This is a genomic window from Micromonospora cathayae (genome assembly GCF_028993575.1).
GTDB classification, from domain to species: domain Bacteria; phylum Actinomycetota; class Actinomycetes; order Mycobacteriales; family Micromonosporaceae; genus Micromonospora; species Micromonospora cathayae.
The window spans coordinates 1,135,666-1,160,827 of the sequence record NZ_CP118615.1; the positions used below are offsets into that span (position 1 = coordinate 1,135,666).

A 25,162-nucleotide genomic window follows, 5' to 3' on the forward strand; every position below is an offset into this window, starting at 1 on the left:
GCGTCGACGGCCGCACCGCGACTGTCGGTGGCGTTCCACCGGCCGGCAGCCGGAATGACCGGCCGGTCGGGGCGCGCGGGACCCGGCGGGAATCACCGGCCACAGCGCCCCGGGGCGACTACGGCTGCCGGGCGACCGCCGTAGCGGAAACGCCATCCCCGGCTGGCGGGAAATGCCGCCGGAGAACCGCCGCCGAGCGGCCCGCACGGGTGGAAGGAAAACGAATCATCAGACCACCCACAAAGCCCTGAGATTTGCGGAGAATGCATCTCCGCTAACGACCGGGAAGCCGAGTCCGATCTACGACAGCAATGACGCATTCCTACTGACCGATGGTTGACACGGTGGCTAGTCTGGGCTTGGGTGTCGGGGGACAGACGCCCGAGGCGATCGCCACGCGGGCGATGACTCCGCTGTTAGCGAGGTACCTTGTGGAAACCACACAGCAGGTTCTGGACGGCGTCCGTGCGATCACGGACGACGAGGTCAAGCATTTCCAGACGAACGGGTGGGTCAAATTAGAGGGGCTGCTCGACCTGTCGATCGTCGAGAAGCTGCTGGAACGGGCCAAGGCCAAGATGGGGGCCGAGGAGCCGCAGACCCGCAGCACGGACCGGCCCGACGAGCTGCGCCCCAACGACTTCAAGTGGTACGAGCGGTGGGACGGCTGCTCGCACCAGGACTCCTGGATCCGGAACTTCACCCACGCCACGCCGATCGCGACGGTCGCGTCGCGGCTGATGGGGGGCAGTCCGGTCCGCTTCTACTACGACCACGTCTTCGTCAAGATCCCGGTGGCCGTCGCCGGCACCGAGACGCCCTGGCACCAGGACCTGCCGCACCACCCGCTGGACCGGCAGGGCGCGCTGACCATGTGGATGCCGCTGGTGGACTGCCCACCGGAGAAGGGCACCATGCGGTTCCTCAACGGCTCGCACCGGACCGGGCTGCTCGGCCGCTACCTGAACCGGGGCGACGGCGTCAACCTGCTCGACGAGCACCCGGAGATGGCGGACCGCTTCGAGCTCTCGCCGCCGCTGCACCTCAAGCCGGGTGACGCCACCGTCCACGATCTCGGGGTGATCCACTACGCGCCGCCGAACACGACGGACACGCCGCGGTGGGTGTACACGTTGCAGTGGTTGCCGCCGCACGCCCGCTACACCGGGGCGCCCAACCACCGCACCGACGGGCACGGCCTCGAGATCGACCGGCCCCTGGACCACCCCCGGTTCCCGATCATCCCGACCCCCTGACGGGTGCCGCCGGAGACCTCGTCCGGCGGCTCCGCCGCGAACACCGGTCGTCGTTCAGCGAGCGCGCCCGGCTGCCCGCGCCTGCCAGTCCCCGCTCGTCGGGGCCGGCATCAGGCCGGTGTGGCCGGGCCGTTCCATGGGCAGCACCTCGGTGGCGACCCGGACGAAGTCCCAGATGTCCACCCGGGGGTCGCGGTGGTCGATCAGGTGACACAGCTCGGTCCAGGAGAGCTTCCCGGGTGCCTCGGCGGTCGCCCGCAGCCGCTCGGCGGCGTCGCCGGTGAGCGCGCCGGACGCCCGCAGCCGGTCGAGGGCCCGGGTGAGGTCGAAGTCGGTACCCGGGTACAGCTTCTCGATCCGGTCGATCTCGACCTCGGCGAGCGCGGGCCGGTCCTCGTCGAAGTTGTCGCGTACCTGCTCCAGCAACCGGCGCCGGGTCTCCCGGTCGAAGAAGATCGCCAGTTCACGTACGGTGTCGGCGGGCTCGTCGGCGATGTGCACGAAGTTGATCACCCGGTTCGGCGGTTTGAGCACCCCCCGGAGCTGGTCCTGGGTCCACACCTTGTCGGTGGCCGCCCCCTTCAGTTCCGACAGCCGCATCGTCCCGGGGACGACGCCGTCGTAGCGCAGGTCGCGGAGCATCAGCAGCAGCGACTCGGTCGCGCCGTGCATCACCGACGTCAACGCCAACCGGTCGTTGCTGTACGGGTGCCAGTCGTACTGCCAGATGGCCCGCATGGAGTGCCGGTTGTGCCGGAACGGGGCCGCGCCCAGGACGCTGAACCCCTGCTGGGCGAGGAACGTCATGGTGGGGCGCATCCGCCGGCCGGCCACCCCGTCGGACTTGAAGGCGAACATGGCCACCTCACCGAGGACCCGGGTCGCGTCGGCGCCCAGGACGGCGACGGCGTCGGCCCAGCAGGCCCGGAAGTAGAGATCCTCGGTGTAGGCCCGGCGTTTCCGGTCGGACGCGGTCAGCGCGGTCCACTCGTCGTCGCTGGGCATGAAGTCGGTGTCGGCGGGCATCGGGCACTCCTCCGGGTCAGGCACGGGTCGACGACAGACGCTGGTCGGCGTGCTGCTCCGCCGGCGTCCGCCAGGTCTGCGGGTCGGGGTTGGTGAGGGACTTCGGGTGGCCCGGCTCGTCGCAGGTGACGGCGTAGGAGCCGAGCACGGTCAGGTCCCAGGTGTCGACCGGGCAGCCGGTCCGGGACAGTTCGCGGACGAAGGCGCGGAACTCCACCGGGTCACCGTCGGCGGCCCGCCGCAGCTCGTCGCGGAGCGCCGCGACCCGGTCGCGCTCGCCCGGCCGCCCGGCCGCGTGGTCGGCCAGCGCCCGGTCGATCCGGCGTACCGCCGGGGCCAGGTCCAGCGACCTGGTCGCGTCGGCCGGTTGCGCGATCGCCCGGTCGAGGCGTACCCGGTCCTCCGCGCTGATGACGCCCGAGCCGAGGGCGGTCAGCAGCCGGCGGCGGGCGGGGGCGTCGAACAGCACTCCCAGCTCCCGGACCAGGTCGGCCGGCTCGTCGGCGAAGTGCACCAGGCTGAACACCCGGTTGGGCTGCTGGAGCAGGCTGCGCAGGGTTCCGGGGACCTGGGCGGCGAGGCTGGCCGAGCCCTTCAGCGTGCTCAGCCGGACCGTCGCCGGCAGATCGTGATCTGGGTCACTCTTCAGCACGAGGGTGAGCGCCCGGCCGGACCCGTATGCGAGTTCGTTCACGGTCAGGCGGTCGAGCGTCGCGGACGTCAACTGGTACCGCCACAACTCCCGCCACCGGTGGCCGGTGAGCGCCAGATCCTCGACGGCCACCACGGAGAACTGGTGGTCCACCAGGAACGAGTGCACGGTTTCCAGCTTCGCCGCGATCAACCCCTCCGGCTTCATCATCAGAAGGGCACCGTCCCGCAATTTCGCCGGCCATTCCGGGCCGAGAATGTCGACGACGTCCGCGAACGATTCACGAAAGTACGTCTCGCGCTCGTAGAACTGCGCCTTGAGTGGCATTCGGGTAAGTGCCGGCCAATCCAACATGGTAATTCCAGACTCCTTCTGCCGAGCGGGGGTGCCACGACCCGGTGGTAACGCTAGCAGAACCGTGCGTCCGACCCGGGTAACCATTGCTGGCGCACCAATTCCCTCCGGTCGCCCGACCCGCCTCCGGACCACCCCGACGAGGTCACAACCCCGCAGCTCCGCGCGGTCAGGCGTGGCGAGGGCGGTGAGCCCGGGGTATCGGGGCCGGCACACCGGGGCCGGATCACCCGAGCCACACCACTGGCCGATCATCGGACAGGCGTCCGCCGATGGTACGAACCATCTGAGACAAGCATTTCCACCAACCATCCGAGACAGATTCGTCAGGCTTTTCGGTCGTGCCCGGGAAACTGCCTTCCGACCTGCGGATCCGCGTGGCCCGAAGGCCGGAAGACTGATCTTGCGGACGACACCGGTCTTGACACCAAGAATCGACATCGGCAAACCTGGCGCAGCGGGAAAGGATCCCGCAGAGAGAGGAGGGGTTCGATGCGCGAAGCAGTGAGCACCGCTGTCCAGAGCACGAACTTCGGGCTGAAGAACGAGCACGTGGCCCTCATCCCGGCCGGCAGCGTCGAGGCCGCCGTCATCGGCGTCCGCGAGCTGGAGGCCATGCGGACGACCGCCTCGTTCGTTCCGGCGTCGAAGCACGGGCTCGAGGTCATCACCGGCGCCAGCTGCGAGACCGGCGCTCAGTGATCCCTCGGGGTGGGCCGTCCCGTCCGGGGCGGCCCACCCTCTCATTCCACCCCCGGAGATCGACGAGACAGGTTGTGCCGATGAACTCTCTCTTCAACACCCTCCCGACCGTGTCCGTCGTGACGTCGCACGGCCGGCAGCAACTCGCCGGTGACCCCGACGACCGCGTCATCGACATCCTCAACCGGCACAACGTGCCGTGGTCGGCCGTGGCCGTCTACGTCCTCCCGCGGTCCGGGGGCGAACCGCAGCTCACCCCCTGTCTGGACACCCGGCTCGCGGACTTCGAGGACGCCGCCGAGGTGCTCCTCTACTTCAACCGCAACGTCAACCCGTTCCTCTTCTCGCTGGCCGACTTCCGGACCATCGAGAGCGACAACCCGGGATCGCAGGCGACCGAGTACTTCTACCAGCGGCTGGACAACGAGGCCGGGAACACCGAGTCGTTCCTCAAGAAGCTCAGCCCCGAGGAGTGCCGGGACATCATCGCCGACCGGGTCGGCGACACCATCCGTCAGCACGTCCCGGCCGGCGCGCACATCGTGGTCGGGGTCAGCGGCGGCGGGGACAGCAACGCCCTGCTGTACGGCCTCAGCCAGCTCACCGACCACGACGTGACCATCCACCCGGTGATCCTGATGGGCATCCCGGACTGGGACGCGGGCGTGCCCCGGGCGCAGGCGCTCTGCGAGAAGTACGGCCTCGACCTGCGGGTCATCGAGGCGGACGAGGTCAAGGAACTGCTCGGCATCCCGAAGGACTCGATGCCGCTGATCGACCGCTTCGAGCAGGAGTTCCAGGGCGACGACTTCGAGTTCCTCGGCACCCTGCTCATCCGGCTCGCCCTGTCCAAGGCCGCCCGGGACCTCGGCACGTCGTACATCTGCACCGGGGTGAACCTGGAGGACATCGTCTGCGAGAACCTGTTCCGGGTCTCCAGCGGGATGAAGCCGGCGGCGTTCCCGATCCGGCCGATCGGCGACATCAACCTGCTGCTGCCGCTCTGGCTGTGCCCGAAGCGGATCATCGACGGTTGCTTCCCGAAGTACTCCCTGGAGAACTACGACGCCCGGTACCCGTGCTTCTCACTCGGGCGCAACCTCTACTACAGCGTCGTCTACGCCATGCAGTCGCAGTTCCCCGGCTACCTGGAGCAGGTCGCCCGGGGACTGTCCACGCTGAGCCTCCAGGACCCGGTGCAGTACACCCTGAACGAGCAGCTCGGCTTCTACGTCGAGCGGTCCGTGCCGTTCCCGCTGCTGCACCGCTTCCAGCGGATGCTCGGCGGCGCCCAGCCGACCACGACCTGACGGCGGCCCGTTTGTCCGAGCAGGCCGACGGACCGGAAGCGCCCGGGTCCGTCACCGAGTTCCGGGAACGGCTCGCCGCGCTGCTGGCCGCCGAGGTGGCCGGGAACGCCCCGCGCCACGTCGTCGTCCTCGCCCTCGACGGGGTGAACGTGGACGTGGCGCGGGACTGCTGGCCGTCCGCGCGGACCCGCACCCTGCACACGGTCTGGCCGACCACCACGGCGGCCGGCTGGCTCAGCCACCTGACCGGCCTGACCGTGGCCGAGCACGGGGTGCCGGGGGTGGTGTTCCGGCCGGCTCCCGGGGAGGCCCTGGTCAACGTCTTCGACCACCCGGACCCGGCGTTGACCGGCCCGGTCGGGACCGTCTTCCACGACGCCCGGCGGCTGGGCTACGAACCCGCCGCGGTGCTGGGTGACCTGGAGACGTACCGGTGCGGCTGGCGGGACACCGTGCTCGACGGCGTGCACCGGGTCCTCGGCCACCGGTTCTACCTGCCGGACGCCGGCCGGTACCGCCCCCGTCCCCCGGAACTGATCGGATCCCTGGTGCTCGCCGCCCTGCGCGACGGGTTGCGACGGCACGGCAGCAGCGGCCCCTGCCTGCTGTGGTGCTACCTGGAGATCGACCGGCACGTGCACGAACACGGGTACGACGGACACACCAGGCAGGTGCTCGCCGGCCTGGACCGGATGGCGGCCCGGCTCGCCGACGAGGGCGTACTGGTCGTCGCGCACGCCGACCACGGGCTGGTGCCCACCCGGCCCGACCCGGAACTGGCCGCGACGCTGGCCGCCCTGGCCCAGCGGTACGGCTTCGAGATGGGCGGCGCCGGGCGCACCCGGTGGCTGTACCCGGCCCCCGGCACCACCGACGACCTGGTCGGGACGCTACGCGAGCGGCTGCCCGAGTCGGTGACCGTCGAGCACGCGGACCGGCTCTTCGGCACCCCGGCCACCTCACGCGCCCGCCCCCGGGTGGGGGACGTGGTGTTGACCGCCACCGGGGAGGCGTTCCTCGCCGACCCGACGTACCACTACGAACACGGTTCGCTCCTTCCGGCGGAGCTGGAGACTCCGCTGTCCGTCTGGGGGCACCCGGCCATGGAGGCGATCAGCCGATGACGTCGCACGATCCGGACCAGCTCGACGCGCTGCTGGCGCACGCCGGGCTCACCGTCCCGGCGGACCTGCGCCCCGGGGTCCACGCCGGCTACCTGGAACTACGGGCGATGGCCGCGCTGATGCGCGCGCCCCGCGACGCCGAGGTGGAGCCGGCGGCCGTCTTCGCCATCGAGGAGGTGCGGCATGCCGGCTGACCACACCACCGTCACCGCCGACCGGTCGGCCCCGGTCACGGGCGATGCCGACCGGTCCGGTCCCGCCGCCGGCACCGGCACCGGCAGTGGAATCCAGTGGCACGAGTACTCGGTGGCCGACCTGGGCCGGGCCCTGCGCGCCGGCCGGCTCACCGCCCGCACCCTGGCCGAGTACACCCTGGACCGGATCGCCGCGATCGACCCGCAGGTGCACTCGTTCATCCGGGTCACGCCGGAACGCGCGCTGGCCGACGCCGACCGCGCCGACGCCGAGCTGGCCGCCGGCCACGACCGGGGCCCGCTGCACGGCATCCCGTACGGGCTGAAGGACATCATCGCCACCGACGGCATCCCGACGACCTGCAACTCCCGGCTGCTGCTGGAGAACGTGCCGGCCGAGGACGCCGCCGCCGAGGCCCTCCTGCGGGCCGGTGGTGGTGTCCTGGTCGGCAAGCTCGGCACCGCCGAGTTCGCGCTCGGCGGCCCCGGCTTCGACCTGCCCTTCCCGCCGGCCCGGAACCCGTGGAACGTCGCGCACTTCACCGGCGGCTCCTCCGCCGGTTCGGCGGCGGCGGTCGCGGCCGGGCTGGTCCGGGTCGCCCTCGGCTCCGACACCGGCGGCTCGATCCGGTCTCCCGCCTTCAACTGCGGCGTGGTCGGCCTGAAACCGACCTACGGTCTGGTCTCCCGGCGCGGCCTCTACCCGCTGTCCTACTCACTGGACCACTGCGGTCCGCTCTCCTGGAGCGTCGAGGACACCGCGCTGACCATGAATGTCATCGCCGGTTACGACCCGCGCGACCCGAGCAGCGTCCGGACCGACCCGCAGGACTACACGGCGGACCTCGGCCGGGGCGTCGAGGGGCTACGGGTCGGCTACGCGCGGGAACTGTTCGCCTCGCTGCGCGGCATCAGCCCCGAGGTGGTCGCCTCGGTGGACGCGGCGGCGGCCACCCTCACCCGGCTCGGCGCGATCGTCACCGAGGTACGCCTGCCGGATTTCGACCTGTTCAAAGCCTGCGCCCGGATCATCATGCTGGCCGAGGCGTACGCCATCCACGAGGAGACGCTGCGGACCCGGCCCCGCGACTACGGCCGGTACACCTACCAGCGGATCGCGCCGGCCGCCACGCTGACCGGGGCGGACTACGTCCAGGCGCTCCGGGTGCGGCGGGAGCTGACCGTCGCGCTCGACCGGGTGCTGGCCGACCACGACGTGCTGCTGACCAACACCGGGCTGGCTCCCGCCGCGCCGTTCGAGGACTTCCCCGAGGACTGGCCGCCGCCCGCCCACGCCGTCTCGGTGCAGACGCCGACCTTCAACGTCACCGGCCATCCGGCGCTGTCCCTACCGGTCGGCTTCTCGACGTTGGGGCTGCCGCTCGCCGTGCAGATCGTCGGGCACGCGTTCGCCGAACGCACGGTGTTCCGGGTCGCCGCCGCCCTGGAGGACGCGGCCGGGGTGCTCGACGTCCGGCCGGCCCTCGCACCGGTGACCCCCGGCGCGGAGGAGGAGGACCGGTGACCGTCCGACTGGGCATCGTGGGTGGCGGGCCCTGGTGCCTGTACGCGCTGGAACGGCTCGCCGCCGAACTCCCGCACGTCCGGCTGCCCGAGGGCGGCGTGCACGTCACGGTCTTCGACCGGACCGGCCGGTTCGGTGCCGGAGCCGCGCACGACGACCGCCAACCGCGGACCAGCTACCTCAACCGGGTCGCCAGCCAGCTCTCCTTCGCCGCCGACGAGTCCAACCGGGACGCCCGGCACCTGCTGCCGGCCCGGCTGCGACCCACCTTCGTGGAGTGGTGCCAGGCCCGCTACAAGACCACCGGGGACGAGCAGTTCAACCTGCTGCCGCAGGACGTGCCCCGACGGTACCTGCACGGCCTGGCGCTCACCGAGATGTTCCACCGGTACGTCCAGCTACTACGGGAGATCGACGGCGTACGCGTCGACGCCCGGACCGCCGAGGTGACCGACGTGGAACGGACCGCCGACGGCGGGTACCTCGTCCGGGCCACCGACGTCGACCTCCCCGACACCGACCGGCCCGACGCCACCGGAACCGACGCCGACCGGCCCGACGCCGACCGGCCCGATGGCACCACCGGGTACCCCGCCGACCGGCCCGACGGTACCGGGTACACCGTCGCCGTCGACCGGTTGCTGCTGGTCACCGGCCAGTCCGAGAACACACCGGCCCCGGGCTCCCGGGCCGCCCGGCTGGCCGCCCACGCCGCCGCCCACCCCGCCTCGACGTACGTGCCCAGCCCGTACCCGTTGGGGGAACGGCTCACCGAACGCACCGTGCCACCGGCGTGCCGGGTCGGGGTGCTGGGCCTGGGCCTGACCGCGGTCGACCTGATCCTGCACCTGACCGAGGGGCGGGGCGGTGGTTTCGCGGTCGCCGGAGCAGGTGACGCCACCGGGCTGCTCCGGTACGTCCCCAGCGGTCGGGAACCGGCGCGGATCGTGGCGGTCAGCCCGAGCGGCCTGTTCCCGTGGACCCGCCCGGAGAACCAGAAGGCCGTGGACAGCAGCGGACTCGGGCACGCCGCCCTGGAGCACCGGCCGGACTTCCTCACCCTCGACGCGGTCGCCACCCTGCGCGGTACGGTCGGCGTGCCGGCCGTACCGACCGGTGGCGAGGTCCGCCAACTGGACTTCGAACGGCACCTGTTCCCCCTGGTCGTCCTGGAAATGGCGAACGCCTACTACCGCACCCTGTTCGGTCCGGAGGCGGCCGCGGAACTGCCCGCCGTGGTGGGCGAGCGGTACCGGCTCTTCCTCGCCACCGGACGCGGCCGGGGCGACGACGACCCGGTCGACTTCCTGCTCGCCCCGCTCGACGGCTGGTTCGACGAGATCGCCGAGTACGTCGAGACCACGGCCGCCGGCCGGCCCGTCCCGGAGCGGCTGCGCCGGCTGGACGGCACCACCGTCCGGGACAGCTTCCGCCGTACCGTCCTCGGCGCGGACCCGACGGCGCGCGTCTCGCCCTGGGGCCACCCGACGGACGTCCGGGCGCACCGGTTCGACCGGCGGCGGCTGTTCGACCCGGCCGGTGCCGCCGACGGGCCCGGCACCGCGACCTGGTCGGAGCGGGTGGTCGCGCACATGCGGCGGGACCAGGCCGCCGCGACGCAGGGCAACCTCGCCAACCCGGTGAAGGCGGCCTGCGACGGGGTCTGGCGTGACCTGCGTCCGGTCTTCTCGGCCGCGCTGGACTTCGGCGGGCTGACCGCGTCGTCCCACCGCCGGTTCCTCGCCGTGTACCTGCGCCACTACGCGCGGATGTCCAACGGCACCGGCCCGGAGCCGATGCGGAAGATCCTGGCGTTGGTCGAGGACGGCCTGCTGGACGTCGCGGTGGGCCCCGACCCGGTGGTGGAGCCGGCCCCCGGTCCGGGCGGCTACACGTTGGTCGGTCCGCACACCGGCGTCCGCCGGCAGGTGGACGTGGTGGTGGAGGGACGCGGTCACCCCTTCGACCCGCAGTGGGACCGGAATCCGCTGTACCGCAACATGATCCGGCGCGGGCTGGTCCGGCAGTGGCGGAACCCGAGCCCGGACGGGAACGACTTCGTGCCCGGCGCGATCGACCTGACCAGGACGTTCCACCCCGTCGGGCGGGACGGTGCCGTCGACGAGCGGATCGCCGTCCTCGGCGCGCCGGCGGAGGGGATGCTCTTCTTCCAGCTCAGCGCGGCCCGCCCGCACGCCGACAGCGGGGTCGTCAACAGCCTGGCCCGCTGGGCGAACGAGTTCGTGGACGCCCTCGCCCCGACCGTGCACGACTCGGACCCGGACCCGACGCCGCCCGCCGGGGCCGACGCGTGATCCCCGGAGCCGGCCGACGCCCGACGCCGCCCATCGGGGCCGACGCGTGATCCCCGCCGCCCACCGGAGCCAATCGACGGGTCCCGTCGCCCACCGGAGCGGTCGATGACCGACCCGCTCGTGGCACACCACCTGGCGGCCGTGCCGACCGACGAGATGACGGCCATGGTGGCCCGACTGGCCGCCCTCGACCGCTACCAGGCGTCCGAGGGCATCGACCGGGCCGCCGAACTGGTCGCCACGGCCGCCGTCCGGGCCGGCCTGTCCGACGTCCGCGTCGACCGGTACGTCGCCGACGGGACCGCCCGCTGGTGGACGTTCGACGCGCCCACCGGCTGGACCCCGCACCGGGCCACGCTGCACGTCGACGGTCCGGACGGGCTGGCCCTGGACCACGCGACGCACCCGTTCCTGGTGGCCACCTACTCGGCATCGACGCCACCGGCCGGGCTCACCGCGCCGCTGGTCGCGTTCCGGCCGGACGCGTCGACGACGGAGCTGGCCGGTGCGCTGCTGGTGGTGGACCGTGACACCTTCCGCGACGGGTCCCTGCTCCCCCGGCTCGGCGCGGCCGGTGCCGTCGGTTTCGTCACCGACGCGCCGTGGCGCGACGACGGGGGCACCGCCCGCCGGGGCCGGATCGAGTTGCCCGCCGGTTCACCGCTGCTGGCCTTCAGCCTCACCCCGGAGGAGTTCGTCGCCGCCGGCCGGCTGGCCGGACGGCGGTCGGTGGCCCGGGTGCACGTCGAGGTGGCCGACGGTGCGCCGATGCCGGTGGTGTCCGGGCTGTTACCGGGGGACGGCGACCAGGCCGAGGTGTGGATGATGGCCCACCTGTGCCATCCCCGGCCGAGCGCCAACGACAACGCCTCCGGGGTGGCCGCCGCGCTGGCCGCGGCCCGGACCCTGGCCGCCGCCCGCCGCAGCGACCCCGGCCGGGGTGGGCGGCGACCCGTCCGGTTCTTCTGGGGTCCGGAGTTCGTCGGGACGGCGGCGGTGCTGCACGACCGGCGGCACGACCCCGTCCCGCCGGCCGCCGTGATCAACCTGGACATGGTGGGCGAGGACCAGCTCCGCTGTGCCGCGCCGTTCGTCGTCGAACGTCCCCCCGACTGCCACCCCACGCTGCTCACCCCGCTCGCCGAACACGTGGTCGCCGAGACCTTCGCCGCGACCGCCGCCGGCGGGGGCACCTGGGGCAGCGTCCCGTTCCAGGGTTTCTCCGACCACGCCCTGTTCGCCGATCCGGGGGTCCGGGTGCCGGCGGTGCAGTTCTGCCACCCCGCCGACCGGTTCAACCACTCGGCGGCGGACACCGTGGACAAGGTCTCGCCGCTGGAGATGCGTCGCTCGGCGGCGGCCGCCGCCGCCCTCGCCCAACTGTGCGCCGGCCCCGACCGGGAAGGCCCCGACCTGGCCGCCCTGGTGGACCGGTGGTGCGCCCGGGAGGAGGCGGACGCGGTCCGGTTGGCCGGCCGGTACGACCGGGACTGGGGGGACGGACTCGTGGCCCACGTCCGGCGGACGAACCTCGACCACCGGCTGCTCGTCGGCGACCCCGGGCCGGACCGGCGATCCGGTACCGGACCGACGCGGCCCGCCGGCGCGGAGCCGGCACCGCCCCCTGGTACCGGCCCGACGCAGTTCCCCGGGGCCCGACCGGGCCGGCCCCCCGGGGGCGCGGACGGCACCGGGTTCCGCCGGGACCCCGCCGGCCCGGTGCTGCGCCGACGCTGGACGGGGCCGCTGAACCTGCGGGCCGCCCAGGCGGCGCTACCGGCACCGACCCGGGCCCTGCTGGCCGGGCTGGTGGCCCGGGACAAGCACACCCTGTCGACCCTGTTCAACCTGGCCATCCGTGCCGACGGGACACGCGACGCCGGGCAACTGGTCGAGGACACCTCCTACGGGCTACGGCGACCGATCGACCCGACGACCGGGCACCGGCTGGTGGACGTGCTGTGCGAGGCCGGGTGGCTCGCCGCCGACTGACCGACCCGTTCAGCTGGAGGAAGCATGCCGCTGGCCAACGACTCCTACCGGAACGTGCCGACCCTCACCGACGGCACCGACCTGCTCAACCTCGCCTGGACGCTGGACGAGGGCACGTGCCTCGACGTCGACCTCCAGCAGGCGCTCGCCGACCAGTTGCGGCACGAGGTGACCGGCGGGCTGCCCTCGGTCAACAGCTACCTGGTGCGGGACCCGTACGGCGAGGAACTGCTCGGTCCGGCGGTCGCCGCGCTGTTCCCCGGCACCGGGGAAGAGTCCGACCTGGTCACCGGCGCGGGAGTCATCTCCCTGCTGCACTGCCTGGTCCGGCTGGCCGGGGACCGGCCGGTCTACGTGATCGGCGACGTCTACCCGGACCTGCCGCACTGGGCGGACGTCGCCGGGGTGGGCTGCGTGTCCCGTCACGACGTCGGGGGTGGCCCCGACCACGCGGCCAACGCCGTGGCGGTGGGCGCGGGGCTGGTGCTGCTCGAACGGCCCGCGCTGACCGGGGAGCAGGTCGACCTGGCCACGGTGGAAGCGCTCTGCGCCGCCACCGCCGGGCAGGGCACGGTGGTGCTGGTCGACGAGTCGTACGCCAACTACCACCCGCCCGGGTACAGCGCGCTTCCGCTGACCTCGCGGCTGAGCAACCTCGTCGTGGTGCGCGGCCTGGCGAAGGCGTACGGGATGGGCGGGCTGCGGTTGGGGTTCGCGGTGTCCTCCCGGGCGCTACGGGCCCGGATCCGGGCCGCCGTCCCGCCGATGCTCGCCTCCTCGCTGTCGCTGCGGCTCGGCCGGGCGGTCCTCGCCCTCGGTGACATCACCGCCGGGCTGCGCAGCCGGGTGGAGACCGCCCGCCGGGAGACCCTGGCGGCGCTGGCCGGGGCCGGTCTGGAGGCACCACTGTCGGCCAGCCGGTACGTGCCGTTCCTGTTCTATCCGGCCGACGACCATCCGGCGGCGGTCGCGCTGCGGGACCGGGGCATCGTCGGTAAGCGGCACGTCCACTGGTCGGAACGGTCCCGGGCGACGGCCGACCGGTACCGGTTGAGCGTCCCGCTCCGCCCCGACCGGCTCCTGCTGCTGCGCACCCGGCTGGCGGCCGGCCCGGCCCCGGCGGCCCGCTGACCCGGCACCCGGTCGGCGGCACGGCTCCGGCGGCCCGCTGAGCGGCCTTCCGTCGAAGCCGCGGCCGGTGCGGTCCCTCCCCCTCGTGGATCCGGCCAGCCACCTCGGCGGCCCACCGGCCCGCCACCCGGTCAGGGCTCGGGAACCTCGGCGGCCAGTCGCCGGCACTCGGCGAGCAGTTCCCGGGCCTCCGCCGGGACCGCCCGGGCGAAGTCGGTCCCCCAGCGACGCAGGAACGGATCGTCCACCCCGGTCCGGTCACCGGACAGCGCCTCGATGATCCGGAGGAAGCACAGCGGCAGGTAGGGCAGGGCGTACCCGCCCTCGTGGGTGAGCAGCAGCCGCCCACCGGCATGCCGTTCCGCCAGCTCGACGACCTGCTCGGCCAGCCACCGGTAGTCGGCCGAGTGCAGCGCCAGCCGGGCGGACGGGTCCAGGTAGCTGGCGTCCAACCCGCTGGGTACGAGCACCATGTCCGGCCGGAACCGGTCCACCGCAGGCCGGACCACCTCGTCGAAGACAGCACGGTAGACCCCACCGCCGGAGCCCATCGGCACCGGGACGTTGAGGTTGGTGCCGAACCCCGCTCCGTCCCCTCGGGCGTCCGTGCCACCCGTGCCCGGCGCGAAGTGCCGGTTCTGGTGGATCGAGATGGTCAGCACGGTGGGGTCGTCCCAGAAGGCCGCCTGCTGGCTGTTGCCGTGGTGCGCGTCCCAGTCGATCATGACGATCCGGCGGGCGCCCAACTCCCGGGCCCGCAGCGCGGCCAGGACCCCGTTGGCGAAGAGGCAGCCGCCGCCGGCCGAGTCGGTCTCGGAGTGGTGGCCCGCCGGCCGGACCAGGGCGTAGCCGTTGCGTACCCGCCGGTGCCACACCTGACCGCACAGGTCGCGTACGGCCGCGACGGCGAGCAGGCCCGCCTCCGTCCGGCTGCCCGGCGGTACCGCGTCGAAGATCCCCTGCGCGGCGGCGTACCCGGGGTCGTGGAAGGAGGTCACCACCTCCGGGTCCGCCGGCGCATCGATCTCCACCAGCCGTACCGACGGCAACCCGGCAGCCGACCATTCGAGGATGTCGCGCAGGCAGCCGACCCGGGCACCCCGGTCCCAGCGCTCGTCGGGCAGCAACACCTGATGGTCCAGGAAGGCTGCGCCCGGGCCGTTGTCGTGGGCGGCGAAGACCGGGGACCAGGCGACGGCGGTGCCGTGCGCCGTCACCCGGTGACCTCGAGCACCCCGTGGTCGATCAACTGCCCCAACAGGTCGAGGGTGTCGGCCTCGGCCTCGGCGGGCGGCAGACCGTACTCGGTCGCCAGCAGGCCCACGACCTGCGCGACGGTACGCACCCCGTCGAAGCGACGGACCAGGAACGCGGCCATGTCGTGCAGTTCGAAGGCACTGTCGGCGGTCGCCACCAGCAGGGTGCCCCGGTAGCTACGGATCCGCACGTCCAACCGACGGCGCGGGACGGAGTCACGCCCGATCGCCAGGTGCTCCGGCATCAGATCTCCACCTCCATCGAGAGTCGCTTGCACAAGGTGATCACCTCTTCGATCCAGGGTCGCGGATCGTCGGCCCGGAAACCGGCCATGGTCTCCAGCTCCCAGTACCGGTCGAAGGGCAGTGCGGTGAGCTTCGCCTCCTTGAGTCGTCGGGCCCGCCACTTGGGCACCTGGGAACCGAACGATCCGCCGCTCTCCAACAGCGCGTCGACCGTATGCCCGAACGCCGTCCGGGCGGAGAGCACGGCGCTGTGCAGGTCACCGTCGGCCAACTGCCCGAGGGCGTCCTCGACGTAGCCGTCCGCGCGGGCGAGTGACCGGGTGACCAGGAACGCCTGGAACGCGCTGCCGTTCACCTGCTCGCGCCGACGGCGGACCCAGTCGGCTCCGGTCAGCGGCACGCAGGTGAACAGCCGTTCCAGAAACGACTCCTCCTCCTCGACGAGCGCCGCCACCACGGGGTCACCGCTCTCGAACCGTTCCCAGCTGACCTTCGTGAGCATCTGGTCCACCTGTCGGTCGAGCCAGTACGTGAGCTCCCAGCGTCGGCCGTCGACGTGCAGCACCTCGCGGGGCAGGTGGACGGGCTGGAGGGGGACCACCTTGCTCGACGCGTCGGGCCTCCGCCACGACGTTTTCGTGATCACGTAGAAGTCGCGGTCACTGCGGCTGTTGGCCCAGCCCCGGGCGACCGATCCCACGATCAGCAGGGCCAGCAGATCGCCGGGCAGCAGTGACCGGCTCCGTAGTTCGGAAAGAAAGCCGGTGAGGGCCGGCGGTGTCACGGGTGGGCCCTGTCGGCGCCACCGGCTGAGGGCCCCCCGTGGTCGACGTCACCGGAGTCGGTGTCACCGGAACGGTGCCGGGACGACGCGGCGTCAGGCATCCGCGTTACGGGGTGGTCGGTTCAGCGGGATCGGGTCGGCCCCGGTGCGGGCCGGTGTCGACTCTGGAACCAGGAGTTTGTGCTGACAGCCATGCGAACCTCCCCGTGATACGCAAGACCAATTGCACCACCGGCCGCTGACGTCGTCAATACCGCGCCGACGCCGGTCAATGTCCCGACAGCTCCGGCCAGGGCCGGAGGGCTAAGAACGATCATGGGGTTGTCGTCCCGGACCGCCGGCCCGTACACGACAACCCCATCTCGGTGTGGTGGATCAGGAACGCGTGTAGAGCGCCGTCCGGCCGCCGTACAGGGCGCGCTCGCCGAGCTCCTCCTCGATCCGGATGAGCTGGTTGTACTTGGCGGTACGGTCCGAACGCGACAGCGAACCGGTCTTGATCTGGCCGCAGCCGGTGGCGACGGCCAGGTCGGCGATGGTGGTGTCCTCGGTCTCGCCGGACCGGTGCGACATGACCACGGTGTAGCCGGCCTTGTGCGCGGTCTCCACGGTCAGCAGGGTCTCGGTGAGCGTGCCGATCTGGTTGACCTTGACCAGGATCGAGTTGGCGTACCCGCCGCTGATGCCGTCCCGGAGCCGCTCGACGTTGGTGCAGAACACGTCGTCGCCGACCAACTGGGCCCGGTCGCCGGCCACCGTCATCAGCAGCTTCCAGCCGTCGATGTCGTCCTCGGCCATCGGGTCCTCGATGGAGGAGATCGGGTAGCGGGCGATGAGGTCCGCCAGGTAGTGGACGTGCTCCTCGATGGTGCGCTTGACGCCCTCGCCGGCGTAGTTGTAGACGCCGTCCCGGAAGAACTCCGAGCTGGCCGGGTCCAGCGTGATGGCAATGTCCGTACCGGGCTGGTAGCCGGTCTCCTCGATGGCCCGGACGACGAACTGGAGCGCCTCGTCGGCGGTGGCCAGGTTGGGGGCGAACCCGCCCTCGTCACCCACGTTGGTGTTGTGCCCGGCGGAGGAGAGGGACTTCTTCAGGGTGTGGAACACCTCGGAGCCCATCCGGACCGCCTCGGCGAAGTTCGCCGCACCGATCGGCGCGATCATGAACTCCTGGTAGTCGAGGAGGTTGTCGGCGTGCACCCCGCCGTTGATGATGTTCATCATCGGCACCGGGAGCAGCCGGGCGTTCACCCCACCGACGTACCGGTAGAGCGGCTGACGGTGGGCCGCGGCAGCCGCCTTCACGGTGGCGAGGGACACCCCGAGGATGGCGTTCGCCCCGAGGCGGCCCTTGTTCGGCGTACCGTCCAGCGCGATCATCGTCTCGTCCACGCCCGCCTGGTCCTCGGCCTGCAGGCCGACGACCGCCTCGGCGATCTCGCCGTTGACCGCGTCGACCGCCTTGCGGACGCCCTTGCCGTGGAACGCCGCCTTGTCGCCGTCGCGCAGCTCCACCGCCTCGTTGGCGCCGGTCGACGCCCCCGACGGTACGGCCGCCCGACCGAAGGAGCCGTCCTCCAGCACGACGTCCACCTCGACGGTGGGGTTACCTCGACTGTCGAGAACCTGGCGACCGATGACTCGGCTGATGGCAGTCATTCATTCCTCCGATGTGGCGCCTTCGTCGGGCGAAGACGTGATTGGTCACAACCGGTCCGACGGCTCTGGCAGACTGGGCACCGGCCGCCCGTCAACTCCGGTCCGGGCGGACCCCCACCCAGTCTGCCAGAGCCGGATCACCGGAACTACGCAGGCTCAGCCGCTCCGGCCGCTCCACCAACCGGAAACAAAGCGCAGGAAAACGGCGGACAAAGGCCACTGGACGGGTCAGTTCCGCCCGCCGTCACCTCGAAAGATCCGTTCGGCGAACTCCACCGACAGGTACCGGCGGACGGCTGTCCGGCGGGCGGTCGGTTCGGTGGCCGGTGGGCCGTCGCCGGCCACGGCGCCCCGGACCGGGGAGAGCCGTCGGTCGGCGGCGGCGGTCAGGGCGGTGGCCCATCGGGCGACCTCCGGCGGGACGTCAGCGGCCGCGGCCGCCGTCCCGAGCCGCCCCCAGAACCCGCTCTGGTGCCACTCCCCGAACCGGCGGTGGGCGGTCTGCCAGGAGACGTCGAAGACCCGGGGCAGCATCCGCCACACGGAATCGGTGACGAGGACGAACGCGATGGCCGCGAACATGGCCTCGTCGTCCACCCGTCGGGCACCCCCGCCCTGCGGCCGGGCGGTCTGCCGGGGCACCAGTGGAGCCGCCAGCGGCCATACGCACATGGGCGCCAACCAGGGGAACCGCTCCGACATAGGCCCCATGATGCGCTTCCGGGGCCGGCACCCGCCACCATCCGGCCACCGCCGGGTCACCGGCCGGTCACCCACCGGCCAGGCCCGCCCACCGGATCTCACCGCCTGTCACGGGACATCGACGATCAACATGTTGTGCCAAACTTGCCGCATCGGCCCGGACACTCGTGACCATGACCGACGACGATGCTTAGTGAGGCCCCCTTGGGTAACTCCGACCCGAATGGCACGGACCCGACCTGCTCGTTCTGCGGTAAGAAAAGGGACAAGGACCGGCTGGTCGAAGGGCCGGGGGTGGCCATCTGCGACGGATGTGTCGACCTCTGCGGCGAGGTGGTCACCGACCGGCGTCGCCAGGTGGCCGGCTTCCGGGCGGACGCGCTGCCGCGCCCCCATGACATCCGCGCATTCCTGGACACCTACGTGGTCGGCCAGGACCGGGCCAAGATGGCGCTCTCCGTGGCGCTCTACAGCCACTACAAGCGGGTCCGGCTGAACACCTCCGGACAGCGGACCACCGACGTCGAGCTGACCAAGTCGAACATCCTCCTGCTCGGGCCCACCGGCTCGGGCAAGACGTTGCTGGCCCAGAGCCTGGCCCGCAACCTGGACGTGCCGTTCACCGTCGCCGACGCGACGACGCTGACCGAGGCCGGCTACATCGGTGAGGACGTCGACTCGATCCTGACCCGGCTCGTCCAGGCCGCCGGCAACGACATCCGGAAGGCCGAGACCGGCATCGTCTACATCGACGAGATCGACAAGATCGCCAGCAGTTCCGGCAAGGCCGGCGGGTCGCGCGACGTCTCGGGGGAGGGTGTCCAGCAGGCGTTACTCAAGATGCTGGAAGGCACCGTGGTCACCCTGGCCCAGAACGCCCGTTCGGCCACCGCGGCCAGCGGTCGGGGCTACGCGGGCCGGGAACCGACCCGGATCGACACGTCGAACATCCTCTTCGTGGTCGGTGGCGCGTTCGCCGGGCTGGAGGACATCGTCGCCGCGCGGGTCGGCCGCAACAACCTGGGGTTCGGTGGGGCCATCCGCTCGCGGGCCGACGATGCGGAGATCGACTACTTCGCGCAGGTCATGCCGGAGGATCTGATCGCCTTCGGCATGATCCCGGAGTTCATCGGACGGCTGCCGATCATCACCTCGGTGCAGAAGCTGGACCAGGCCACCCTGGTCAAGGTGCTGACCGAGCCGAGGAACGCCCTGTCCAAGCAGTACCGGCTGATGTTCGAGCTCGACGACGTCGAGCTGGAGTTCGCCCCCGGCGCACTGGAGGCCGTGGCGGATCAGGCGATCCGGCGGGGCACCGGGGCGCGCGGGCTACGTGCCATCCTCGAACAGGCGCTCATCACCACGATGTACGACGTGCCGTCGCTGACCGACGTGACCAGGGTCGTGGTGACCGAGGAGGTCATCCTCCAGGGCGCGGAGCCGACCCTGGTACGTGACCCGGCCCGCGACGGCGCGGCGGCCGGACGCTGAGCGCGCCCGGACCAACGCGGCGGGACGCTGAGCGCGGTACGTGACCCGGCCCGGACCAACGCGGCCGGACGCTGAGCGCGGTACGTGACCCGGCGGGCTCGGTGGGGTACCGAGCCCGCCGGGGTCGAGCGGGTTGGAGCCGGTCAGGTCGTCAGCGCTGCAGGGTGAGCAGGCCGGGACGGTAGGGCAGACGGCCGTAGTCGCCACCGGAGTTGGGGTCACGGCCCTGGTACAGCAGTTGCAGGTTGCAGGGGTTCACGGTCATGGTTTGGTCCGCGTTGGTCCGCAGCAGCTCGCCGTGGCTGATGTCGTTGGTCCAGGTCGCACCACTGTTGGCCTTCCCCGCGAACGGGTTGCTCTCGGTCGCGGCCTGCGGGGTCCAGGTACCACCCAGGCTGGTCGCGGTGAACGACCGGAAGTACCGGCCCTGCGCCCCGATCGCCTCCACGATCATCAGGTACTTCTGCTGACCCTGGAGCTTGTACACCTGAACCGCCTCGAACAGGTTGTTCGTGGTGTCCGTCATGATCGTCGTGTAGTTCGACCCGAAACTGCCCGGGAAGTTCCCGATCGGCATGCTCGCCCGGTAGATCCGACCGTTGTCACCGGCGAAGAACAGGTACATGTTCTGGTCGTCACCGATCAACGCCTGATCGATCGGACCGGTCCCCGAGTTGGAGATGCTGCCGGTGAACAGCGTCTGGTGCGCCGACCAGCTGTTCACGTTGGTCGGGTCCGTCGACGTCCGGTACGAGAACGCCGGCCCACCCCACTGGTAGGCGAGGACCCACAGGTTCCTCGGCGCGAAGTAGAACAACGACGGCGCGACCGCCGAGAACGGCATCGCGTTCTGACTCGCCGAACCCATCTGCGACCAGTTGTCGAACAGACCGAAGTTCATCGACCCCCACGACGTACCCGTGTCATGCGTGGTCGCGTACACCAACTGCCGACCGTTGTACGGCGCGTGCGTGAAGTCCTTCAACGACACCCAACCCGACCTCGGCTGCGCCAGAGGACCCGACGACGACCACCGGTAGTTCGACGGAAGGTCACACGTACCCGGCGGTGGCGTAGTCGGCGGGGTGGTGGGCGTGGTGCCGCCGTCGACCCGGACGAACTGCCACTGCTGGTTGGTGCCGCCCCAGTCGTCGTACTGGACGATGTTGGCGCCGTCGGCGGTGGACGCGCCCTGCACCTCGAGGGCCCGGTTGCTGTTGCGGTTGATCAATCGGACGTAGCCGCCGTCGGAGTCGGCCAGCCGGAACTGCTGGTTGGTGCCGTTGTGGTCGGTCCACTGGTTGATCGCCGCGCCGTTGGCGGTGGAGAAGTTGTAGACGTCCAGGACCTTGCCGGAGTGCCGGGACTTGACCCGGTAGTAGCCGCCGCCGGAGTCGACGAACTGCCACTGCTGCTGGTTACCGTTGTTCCGGGTCCACTGCGTGATCCGGCCACCGTCGGCCGTGGACAGGTTGTACACGTCCAGGGCCTTGCCGCTGTTGCGGTTCACCAGCACGTACCACGCGTTGGTGTCGACCGTCGCCGCCGCGGCCGGGGTCGACACCACCGCCGCGGCCACACCACCGGCCAGTACGGTCGCCACGCCGGCGGCGAGGGTCCGCAGCAACCATCCACGTCGCCGCGACGGCGGCGCGATCGATGGAGATGTACCAAAGGCAGACATGATCCTCCTTCAATGACCAAGCCCGAACGGTCTGCCCGAGGCCGGGCGCACCGCGCTGTGTCACCGGACGGCGCGCGAGGGGGTTGTTATCGCTAACAATCCGCTCGCCGGTTCCGGCGCACACCTGAACCCAGGTCCGACGAAGCAGGCTCGCCCGGTAAGCCACACAGCCGCCGTCACCCTTGACCATCGACTCTCGGCGATAACATGCCGTTCGTCAAGTCGTAACGCTCCTGATTCACCGCTTCGCCGACCCGCCGCAGCCCTCCTCGCCGGCCATCCCACGGGCATCGCCCGCCCACCGGCCGGAGCGGGACGGACCCTTCGGGCGACGACGAATGATGGCGTTAACATCGACGCGGACTCATGGCGTGGCCGGACGGTCACGCGGTCCGGATCACCCCGGTGACACCGGCCCGGATGCCCCCGGCTCCGGTGACTCCGCGCCCGCCCGGCGCTCCCGGCCGCCACCGGCCCCGGCTCGGGTCCGCCGACCGGAGCCGCCTCGTGTAGAAAGCACAGATAGCCGGCCGCCGTACCGGAGATGCCAGGGCGCGCCGGCCGCACGGGCACCACCGAGGGCACCAGAAAGGGATGTCGAGCCGATGGACCCGATGACCCTTCACGAAGGTGCCGGCCTGCGATGATCCAGGCCGTCGGACTGGTCAAGCGTTACGGACGGGTGGCCGCGGTGCAGGAAGCCAGCTTCTCCGCCCGCCCGGGGCGGGTGACCGGCTTTCTCGGGCTCAACGGGTCGGGAAAGACGACGACGCTGCGGATGCTGCTCGGGTTGGTTCGTCCGACGGCCGGTGAGGCCCGGATCAACAACCGGCGCTTCCGCGATCTGTCGCATCCGGCCCGGGAGGTCGGTGCCGTCCTCGAACAGGGGATCAGTCACCCCGGCCAGTCCGGCCGGGCCCATCTGACGTCCCAGGCGATCCTGGCCGGTGCGGGGCGGTCCCGCGTGGAGGCGCTGCTCGATCGGGTCGGGCTGACCGAGGCGGCGGACCGACGCAGCGGCAACTACTCGTTGGGCATGCGGCAGCGCCTGGCGGTGGCCACCGCCCTGCTGGGCGACCCGCCGACGCTGGTCCTCGACGAGCCGGCGAACGGCCTCGATCCGGAGGGTGTCGCCTGGCTCCGCCAACTGTTGCGCGACCACGCCGGGCAGGGCGGCACCGTGCTCATCTCGAGCCACCTGCTCGCCGAACTGGCGCACCTCATCGACGACGTCGTGATCATCGCGAAGGGGCGGGTGACCTGTGAGGCACCGCTCGCCGACCTGTACGGCGCATCCGGCCGGCTGCGGATCCGCAGCCGTGACCAGCATCGGTTGTGGCAGGTGTTCGAGCGGGCCGGCGGGCGGGTCACCCGGAACGGGGACGCCCTCGAGGTGGTGGGCCTCACGCCGGAGCACGCCGGGGAGATCGCTTTCCACGCCCGGGTACCCCTGCACGAACTGACCGTCGAGACCCCGGACCTGGAACAGATCTTCCTCGACCTGGCGGCGGCCTGATGTTCGCCGTCATCCGCAGCGACCTCCACCGGACGGCGACCATCCGGTCCAGTCGGATCTTCCTGCTCGCCTTCGTCGTGCTGGGCCTGCTCATCGGGTGGGTCAACGCCGACTCCTGGGGACTCGTGGCGGGCATGGCCGCGTTCGGCCTCGCCGCCATGATCGTGGCCCAGCACCACCAGCACCGGACGGCCGTACTGCTCCATCTCGCCGTACCGAGGCGCATGTCGGTGCTCGCCGGCCAACTGATCGCGGCGGCGGTCGTGACCACCGCCCTGGTCGCGGCGAGCGGCCTCACGCTCCTGGCCGGAGGCGAGGCCGACCGGTATCGGAACCTGCTGACCGTCGTCCCCCTGATGGCGGTCTTCGGGGCCGCCGGTGTGACCGTGGTACGTCGGTCGACCTGGTTCTTCTTCGGTTGCGCGGGGTGGTTCGTCTTCGTCGAGGGCCTGGTCGGCAGGTTGCAGACGCCGCTGCCGTTCACCGCGTTCCTCAGCGCCGGCAGTGGCGACGTGCGCGGTCTGCTGCTCGCCTCGGGATGGACCGCCCTGGCGGTCATCGCCGCCGGCTTCGCGTTGGGCCGTGACCTGACGGGCGACTGAGGGTGTGCCGGGCCCGGTCGGACAGTTCCGGCCGCGACCGGGTTGCCCGTCCGTAGGACTGCTTACCTACCCGGTCGTCGCGCGGGCCACAGCGGGAGGTCGCCGACGCCGGTGAGGCGGGCCAGGTCGCGGCACCCGAGGAGAGCGAAGTCACACATGTCAATGTAGAGTTTCTTCGATGTGAAGTGGCGGGTCGCTGGCGCGACCTGCCGGGGCAGCGCCGCCTCCACCGAATGGAACCGACGATGTCTGGGGAGAACAGACCATGAACGAACATCGGGAGAGGCGGCTGCGGACCCGCTGGCGGCAGGCAGCCCGTACCGCGGTCGCGGCGGCGGCCTCCGTCGGGATCGCCGTGCTGGCCATCGGATTCACGGCGGGCGCGGCCCAGGCGACCGCCAGCCCGGCCGACCGGGGCACGTCGAACGTCTCGCTCGCCGCCGCGCCGGTGTCCCGGGTCGCCGCAGGCGATCTGCACACCTGTGCGATCCGTACCGACGGGACGCTCTGGTGCTGGGGCAACAACTTCTACGGCCAGCTCGGCGACGGAACCAACACGAACCGGACCGGACCCGTCCGGATCGGCGACGCCACCACCTGGGCGCGTATCGACGCCGGCAGCAGCAACACCTGCGCGGTACGCACGGACGGAACGCTGTGGTGCTGGGGTGGCAACAGCAACGGCCAGCTCGGCGACGGGACGACCACGAGGCGGAACAGCCCGGTACGGGTCGGTGACGCCACCACCTGGGCCAGCGTCAGCACCGGTGCCAACCACACCTGCGCCATCCGGACCAACGGCACCCTGTGGTGCTGGGGCCTGAACCGGCACGCGCAGCTCGGTGTCGGCACCTCCCCCTACGTGTCGACCACGCCGGTGCAGGTCGGTACGGCGACCACCTGGGCGAGCGTCACGACCGGCTACGCGCACACCTGCGCCACCCGCACCGACCGGACCCTGTGGTGCTGGGGCAGCAGCTCGGACGGACAGCTCGGTCTCGGTATCCGGGAGTACCGGGGCACACCGACGCAGGTGGGCACCGCGACGTGGAACGGCGTGACGGCCGGCTACGTGCACACCTGCGCGGTCCGCACCGACGGGACCCTGTGGTGCTGGGGCGAGAACGGTTACGGTCAGGTGGGCGGGGGCACCGGCTTCCAGACCACCCCGCTCCAGGTCGGCACCGCCACCAGCTGGGCACGGGTGGAGGCGAGCATCGACTCGTCGTGCGCGACGCGCACCGACGGCAGCCTCTGGTGCTGGGGCAACAACGGCTCCGGGCAGCTCGGTGACGGCACCACCACCCACCGGTCGACCCCGACCCGGGTCGGCACCGGCACCACCTGGGCGGACAGCTTTGCCGTCTCCTACCACGCCTGCGCGGCGCGCACCGACGGCAGCCTGTGGTGCTGGGGCGACAACTCGTTCGGGCAGCTCGGCGACGGCACCACCACCAACCGGCCGACCCCGACGCAGGTGGCCCTGCCGGGCTGACCTCCGCCGGTTGACGACCTGTGCCGTCGGTCCGCGCCACCACCGTCCCACGGCGCGGACCGACGGCACCACCCTGTCGACGCCGCAGTCAGGTGCCGGCGAACCCGGACGGCGTCACGCTGACGTTCGAATCCAGAGAGGCTGGA

Annotated in this window: 21 protein-coding genes; 13 read left to right on the top strand and 8 right to left on the bottom strand. The window is 71.7% G+C overall.

The window, feature by feature from the left end; translation table 11 throughout:
• Positions 1-431: 431 nt before the first annotated feature.
• The gene (locus PVK37_RS05240; RefSeq protein ID WP_275032597.1) at positions 432-1,256 is read left to right on the top strand and encodes a phytanoyl-CoA dioxygenase family protein; all 825 of its coding nucleotides are present in this window, start codon (positions 432-434) and stop codon (positions 1,254-1,256) included.
• Between the two features lie 54 nt (positions 1,257-1,310).
• Here the strand turns inward: PVK37_RS05240 and PVK37_RS05245 are convergent, their stop codons facing one another.
• A complete protein-coding gene (locus tag PVK37_RS05245; RefSeq protein WP_275032599.1) occupies positions 1,311-2,282 on the bottom strand; it encodes a hypothetical protein in 972 nt (323 codons plus the stop codon).
• A gap of 16 nt (positions 2,283-2,298) precedes the next feature.
• Positions 2,299-3,261 carry a nucleoside-diphosphate kinase gene (locus PVK37_RS05250; protein WP_275032601.1) on the bottom strand — a complete coding sequence of 321 codons (963 nt, stop codon included), beginning with the start codon at positions 3,259-3,261 and terminating at the stop codon, positions 2,299-2,301.
• A 519-nt stretch (positions 3,262-3,780) separates the two neighbouring features.
• Between PVK37_RS05250 and PVK37_RS05255 the strand changes: the two genes are divergently transcribed.
• The 8 genes from PVK37_RS05255 (at position 3,781) to PVK37_RS05290 (ending at position 13,581) form a co-directional block, all read left to right on the top strand.
• Complete coding sequence (locus PVK37_RS05255) at positions 3,781-3,990, top strand: hypothetical protein (protein ID WP_275032602.1); 210 nt, start codon at positions 3,781-3,783, stop codon at positions 3,988-3,990.
• A 110-nt stretch (positions 3,991-4,100) separates the two neighbouring features.
• Positions 4,101-5,300: a tRNA lysidine(34) synthetase gene (locus PVK37_RS05260; protein ID WP_275032603.1), complete on the top strand. Its 1,200-nt coding sequence runs from the start codon at positions 4,101-4,103 to the stop codon at positions 5,298-5,300.
• Between the two features lie 11 nt (positions 5,301-5,311).
• The gene (locus PVK37_RS05265; protein WP_275032604.1) at positions 5,312-6,424 is read left to right on the top strand and encodes an alkaline phosphatase family protein; all 1,113 of its coding nucleotides are present in this window, start codon (positions 5,312-5,314) and stop codon (positions 6,422-6,424) included.
• Positions 6,421-6,618, top strand: a complete 198-nt coding sequence (locus PVK37_RS05270) for a hypothetical protein (protein WP_275032606.1) — start codon at positions 6,421-6,423, stop codon at positions 6,616-6,618. The genes PVK37_RS05265 and PVK37_RS05270 overlap by 4 nt, the downstream gene beginning before the upstream one ends.
• The gene (locus tag PVK37_RS05275; protein WP_275032607.1) at positions 6,608-8,143 is read left to right on the top strand and encodes an amidase; all 1,536 of its coding nucleotides are present in this window, start codon (positions 6,608-6,610) and stop codon (positions 8,141-8,143) included. Before PVK37_RS05270 ends, PVK37_RS05275 begins: the two co-directional genes overlap by 11 nt.
• On the top strand, positions 8,140-10,458 hold the full coding sequence (locus PVK37_RS05280; protein ID WP_275032608.1) for an FAD/NAD(P)-binding protein: 2,319 nt from the start codon (positions 8,140-8,142) through the stop codon (positions 10,456-10,458). Before PVK37_RS05275 ends, PVK37_RS05280 begins: the two co-directional genes overlap by 4 nt.
• A 105-nt stretch (positions 10,459-10,563) precedes the next feature.
• Complete coding sequence (locus PVK37_RS05285; protein WP_275032609.1) at positions 10,564-12,450, top strand: DUF4910 domain-containing protein; 1,887 nt, start codon at positions 10,564-10,566, stop codon at positions 12,448-12,450.
• A 24-nt stretch (positions 12,451-12,474) separates the two neighbouring features.
• Positions 12,475-13,581, top strand: coding sequence for an aminotransferase class I/II-fold pyridoxal phosphate-dependent enzyme (locus PVK37_RS05290; protein WP_275032610.1), 1,107 nt, complete (start codon positions 12,475-12,477; stop codon positions 13,579-13,581).
• 131 nt (positions 13,582-13,712) lie between these two features.
• Here PVK37_RS05290 and PVK37_RS05295 read toward each other — a convergent pair whose 3' ends face one another.
• The 5 genes from PVK37_RS05295 to PVK37_RS05315 form a co-directional block, all read right to left on the bottom strand.
• Positions 13,713-14,798, bottom strand: coding sequence for an arginase family protein (locus PVK37_RS05295; RefSeq protein ID WP_275032611.1), 1,086 nt, complete (start codon positions 14,796-14,798; stop codon positions 13,713-13,715).
• A complete protein-coding gene (locus PVK37_RS05300; RefSeq protein ID WP_275032612.1) occupies positions 14,795-15,082 on the bottom strand; it encodes a PqqD family protein in 288 nt (95 codons plus the stop codon). Before PVK37_RS05300 ends, PVK37_RS05295 begins: the two co-directional genes overlap by 4 nt.
• A complete protein-coding gene (locus tag PVK37_RS05305; protein WP_275032613.1) occupies positions 15,082-15,867 on the bottom strand; it encodes a hypothetical protein in 786 nt (261 codons plus the stop codon). The genes PVK37_RS05300 and PVK37_RS05305 overlap by 1 nt, the downstream gene beginning before the upstream one ends.
• A gap of 375 nt (positions 15,868-16,242) precedes the next feature.
• Positions 16,243-17,526 (bottom strand): phosphopyruvate hydratase, encoded by a 1,284-nt coding sequence (eno, locus tag PVK37_RS05310; protein WP_275032614.1) that lies wholly within the window; start codon positions 17,524-17,526, stop codon positions 16,243-16,245.
• Positions 17,527-17,754: 228 nt separating this feature from the next.
• A complete protein-coding gene (locus PVK37_RS05315) occupies positions 17,755-18,228 on the bottom strand; it encodes a transposase (RefSeq protein WP_275032616.1) in 474 nt (157 codons plus the stop codon).
• Positions 18,229-18,432: 204 nt separating this feature from the next.
• Here PVK37_RS05315 and clpX point away from each other — a divergent pair, with 204 nt between their 5' ends.
• A complete protein-coding gene (gene clpX / locus PVK37_RS05320; RefSeq protein WP_275032617.1) occupies positions 18,433-19,719 on the top strand; it encodes an ATP-dependent Clp protease ATP-binding subunit ClpX in 1,287 nt (428 codons plus the stop codon).
• Between the two features lie 151 nt (positions 19,720-19,870).
• Here the strand turns inward: clpX and PVK37_RS05325 are convergent, their stop codons facing one another.
• The gene (locus PVK37_RS05325) at positions 19,871-21,403 is read right to left on the bottom strand and encodes a non-reducing end alpha-L-arabinofuranosidase family hydrolase (RefSeq protein ID WP_275032618.1); all 1,533 of its coding nucleotides are present in this window, start codon (positions 21,401-21,403) and stop codon (positions 19,871-19,873) included.
• A 643-nt stretch (positions 21,404-22,046) separates the two neighbouring features.
• Here PVK37_RS05325 and PVK37_RS05330 point away from each other — a divergent pair.
• From PVK37_RS05330 to PVK37_RS05340, 3 genes are all read left to right on the top strand, one after another.
• Positions 22,047-22,919 carry an ABC transporter ATP-binding protein gene (locus tag PVK37_RS05330; RefSeq protein WP_275032619.1) on the top strand — a complete coding sequence of 291 codons (873 nt, stop codon included), beginning with the start codon at positions 22,047-22,049 and terminating at the stop codon, positions 22,917-22,919.
• On the top strand, positions 22,919-23,521 hold the full coding sequence (locus PVK37_RS05335; protein WP_275032620.1) for a hypothetical protein: 603 nt from the start codon (positions 22,919-22,921) through the stop codon (positions 23,519-23,521). The genes PVK37_RS05330 and PVK37_RS05335 overlap by 1 nt, the downstream gene beginning before the upstream one ends.
• A 265-nt stretch (positions 23,522-23,786) precedes the next feature.
• Positions 23,787-25,016, top strand: a complete 1,230-nt coding sequence (locus PVK37_RS05340; protein WP_275032621.1) for an RCC1 domain-containing protein — start codon at positions 23,787-23,789, stop codon at positions 25,014-25,016.
• Positions 25,017-25,162 lie beyond the last annotated feature (146 nt).

Excerpts from the sequence above, each read along its gene's own strand:
- PVK37_RS05300 (WP_275032612.1), bottom strand. The coding sequence starts at position 15,082 with ATGCCGGAGCACCTGGCGATCGGGCGTGACTCCGTCCCGCGCCGTCGG.
- PVK37_RS05290 (WP_275032610.1), top strand. The coding sequence starts at position 12,475 with ATGCCGCTGGCCAACGACTCCTACCGGAACGTGCCGACCCTCACCGAC.
- PVK37_RS05275 (WP_275032607.1), top strand. The coding sequence starts at position 6,608 with ATGCCGGCTGACCACACCACCGTCACCGCCGACCGGTCGGCCCCGGTC.
- PVK37_RS05315 (WP_275032616.1), bottom strand. The coding sequence starts at position 18,228 with ATGTCGGAGCGGTTCCCCTGGTTGGCGCCCATGTGCGTATGGCCGCTG.
- PVK37_RS05335 (WP_275032620.1), top strand. The coding sequence starts at position 22,919 with ATGTTCGCCGTCATCCGCAGCGACCTCCACCGGACGGCGACCATCCGG.
- PVK37_RS05245 (WP_275032599.1), bottom strand. The coding sequence starts at position 2,282 with ATGCCCGCCGACACCGACTTCATGCCCAGCGACGACGAGTGGACCGCG.
- eno (WP_275032614.1), bottom strand. The coding sequence starts at position 17,526 with ATGACTGCCATCAGCCGAGTCATCGGTCGCCAGGTTCTCGACAGTCGA.
- PVK37_RS05250 (WP_275032601.1), bottom strand. The coding sequence starts at position 3,261 with ATGCCACTCAAGGCGCAGTTCTACGAGCGCGAGACGTACTTTCGTGAA.
- PVK37_RS05270 (WP_275032606.1), top strand. The coding sequence starts at position 6,421 with ATGACGTCGCACGATCCGGACCAGCTCGACGCGCTGCTGGCGCACGCC.
- PVK37_RS05340 (WP_275032621.1), top strand. The coding sequence starts at position 23,787 with ATGAACGAACATCGGGAGAGGCGGCTGCGGACCCGCTGGCGGCAGGCA.
- PVK37_RS05285 (WP_275032609.1), top strand. The coding sequence starts at position 10,564 with ATGACCGACCCGCTCGTGGCACACCACCTGGCGGCCGTGCCGACCGAC.
- PVK37_RS05330 (WP_275032619.1), top strand. The coding sequence starts at position 22,047 with ATGATCCAGGCCGTCGGACTGGTCAAGCGTTACGGACGGGTGGCCGCG.
- PVK37_RS05325 (WP_275032618.1), bottom strand. The coding sequence starts at position 21,403 with ATGTCTGCCTTTGGTACATCTCCATCGATCGCGCCGCCGTCGCGGCGA.
- PVK37_RS05255 (WP_275032602.1), top strand. The coding sequence starts at position 3,781 with ATGCGCGAAGCAGTGAGCACCGCTGTCCAGAGCACGAACTTCGGGCTG.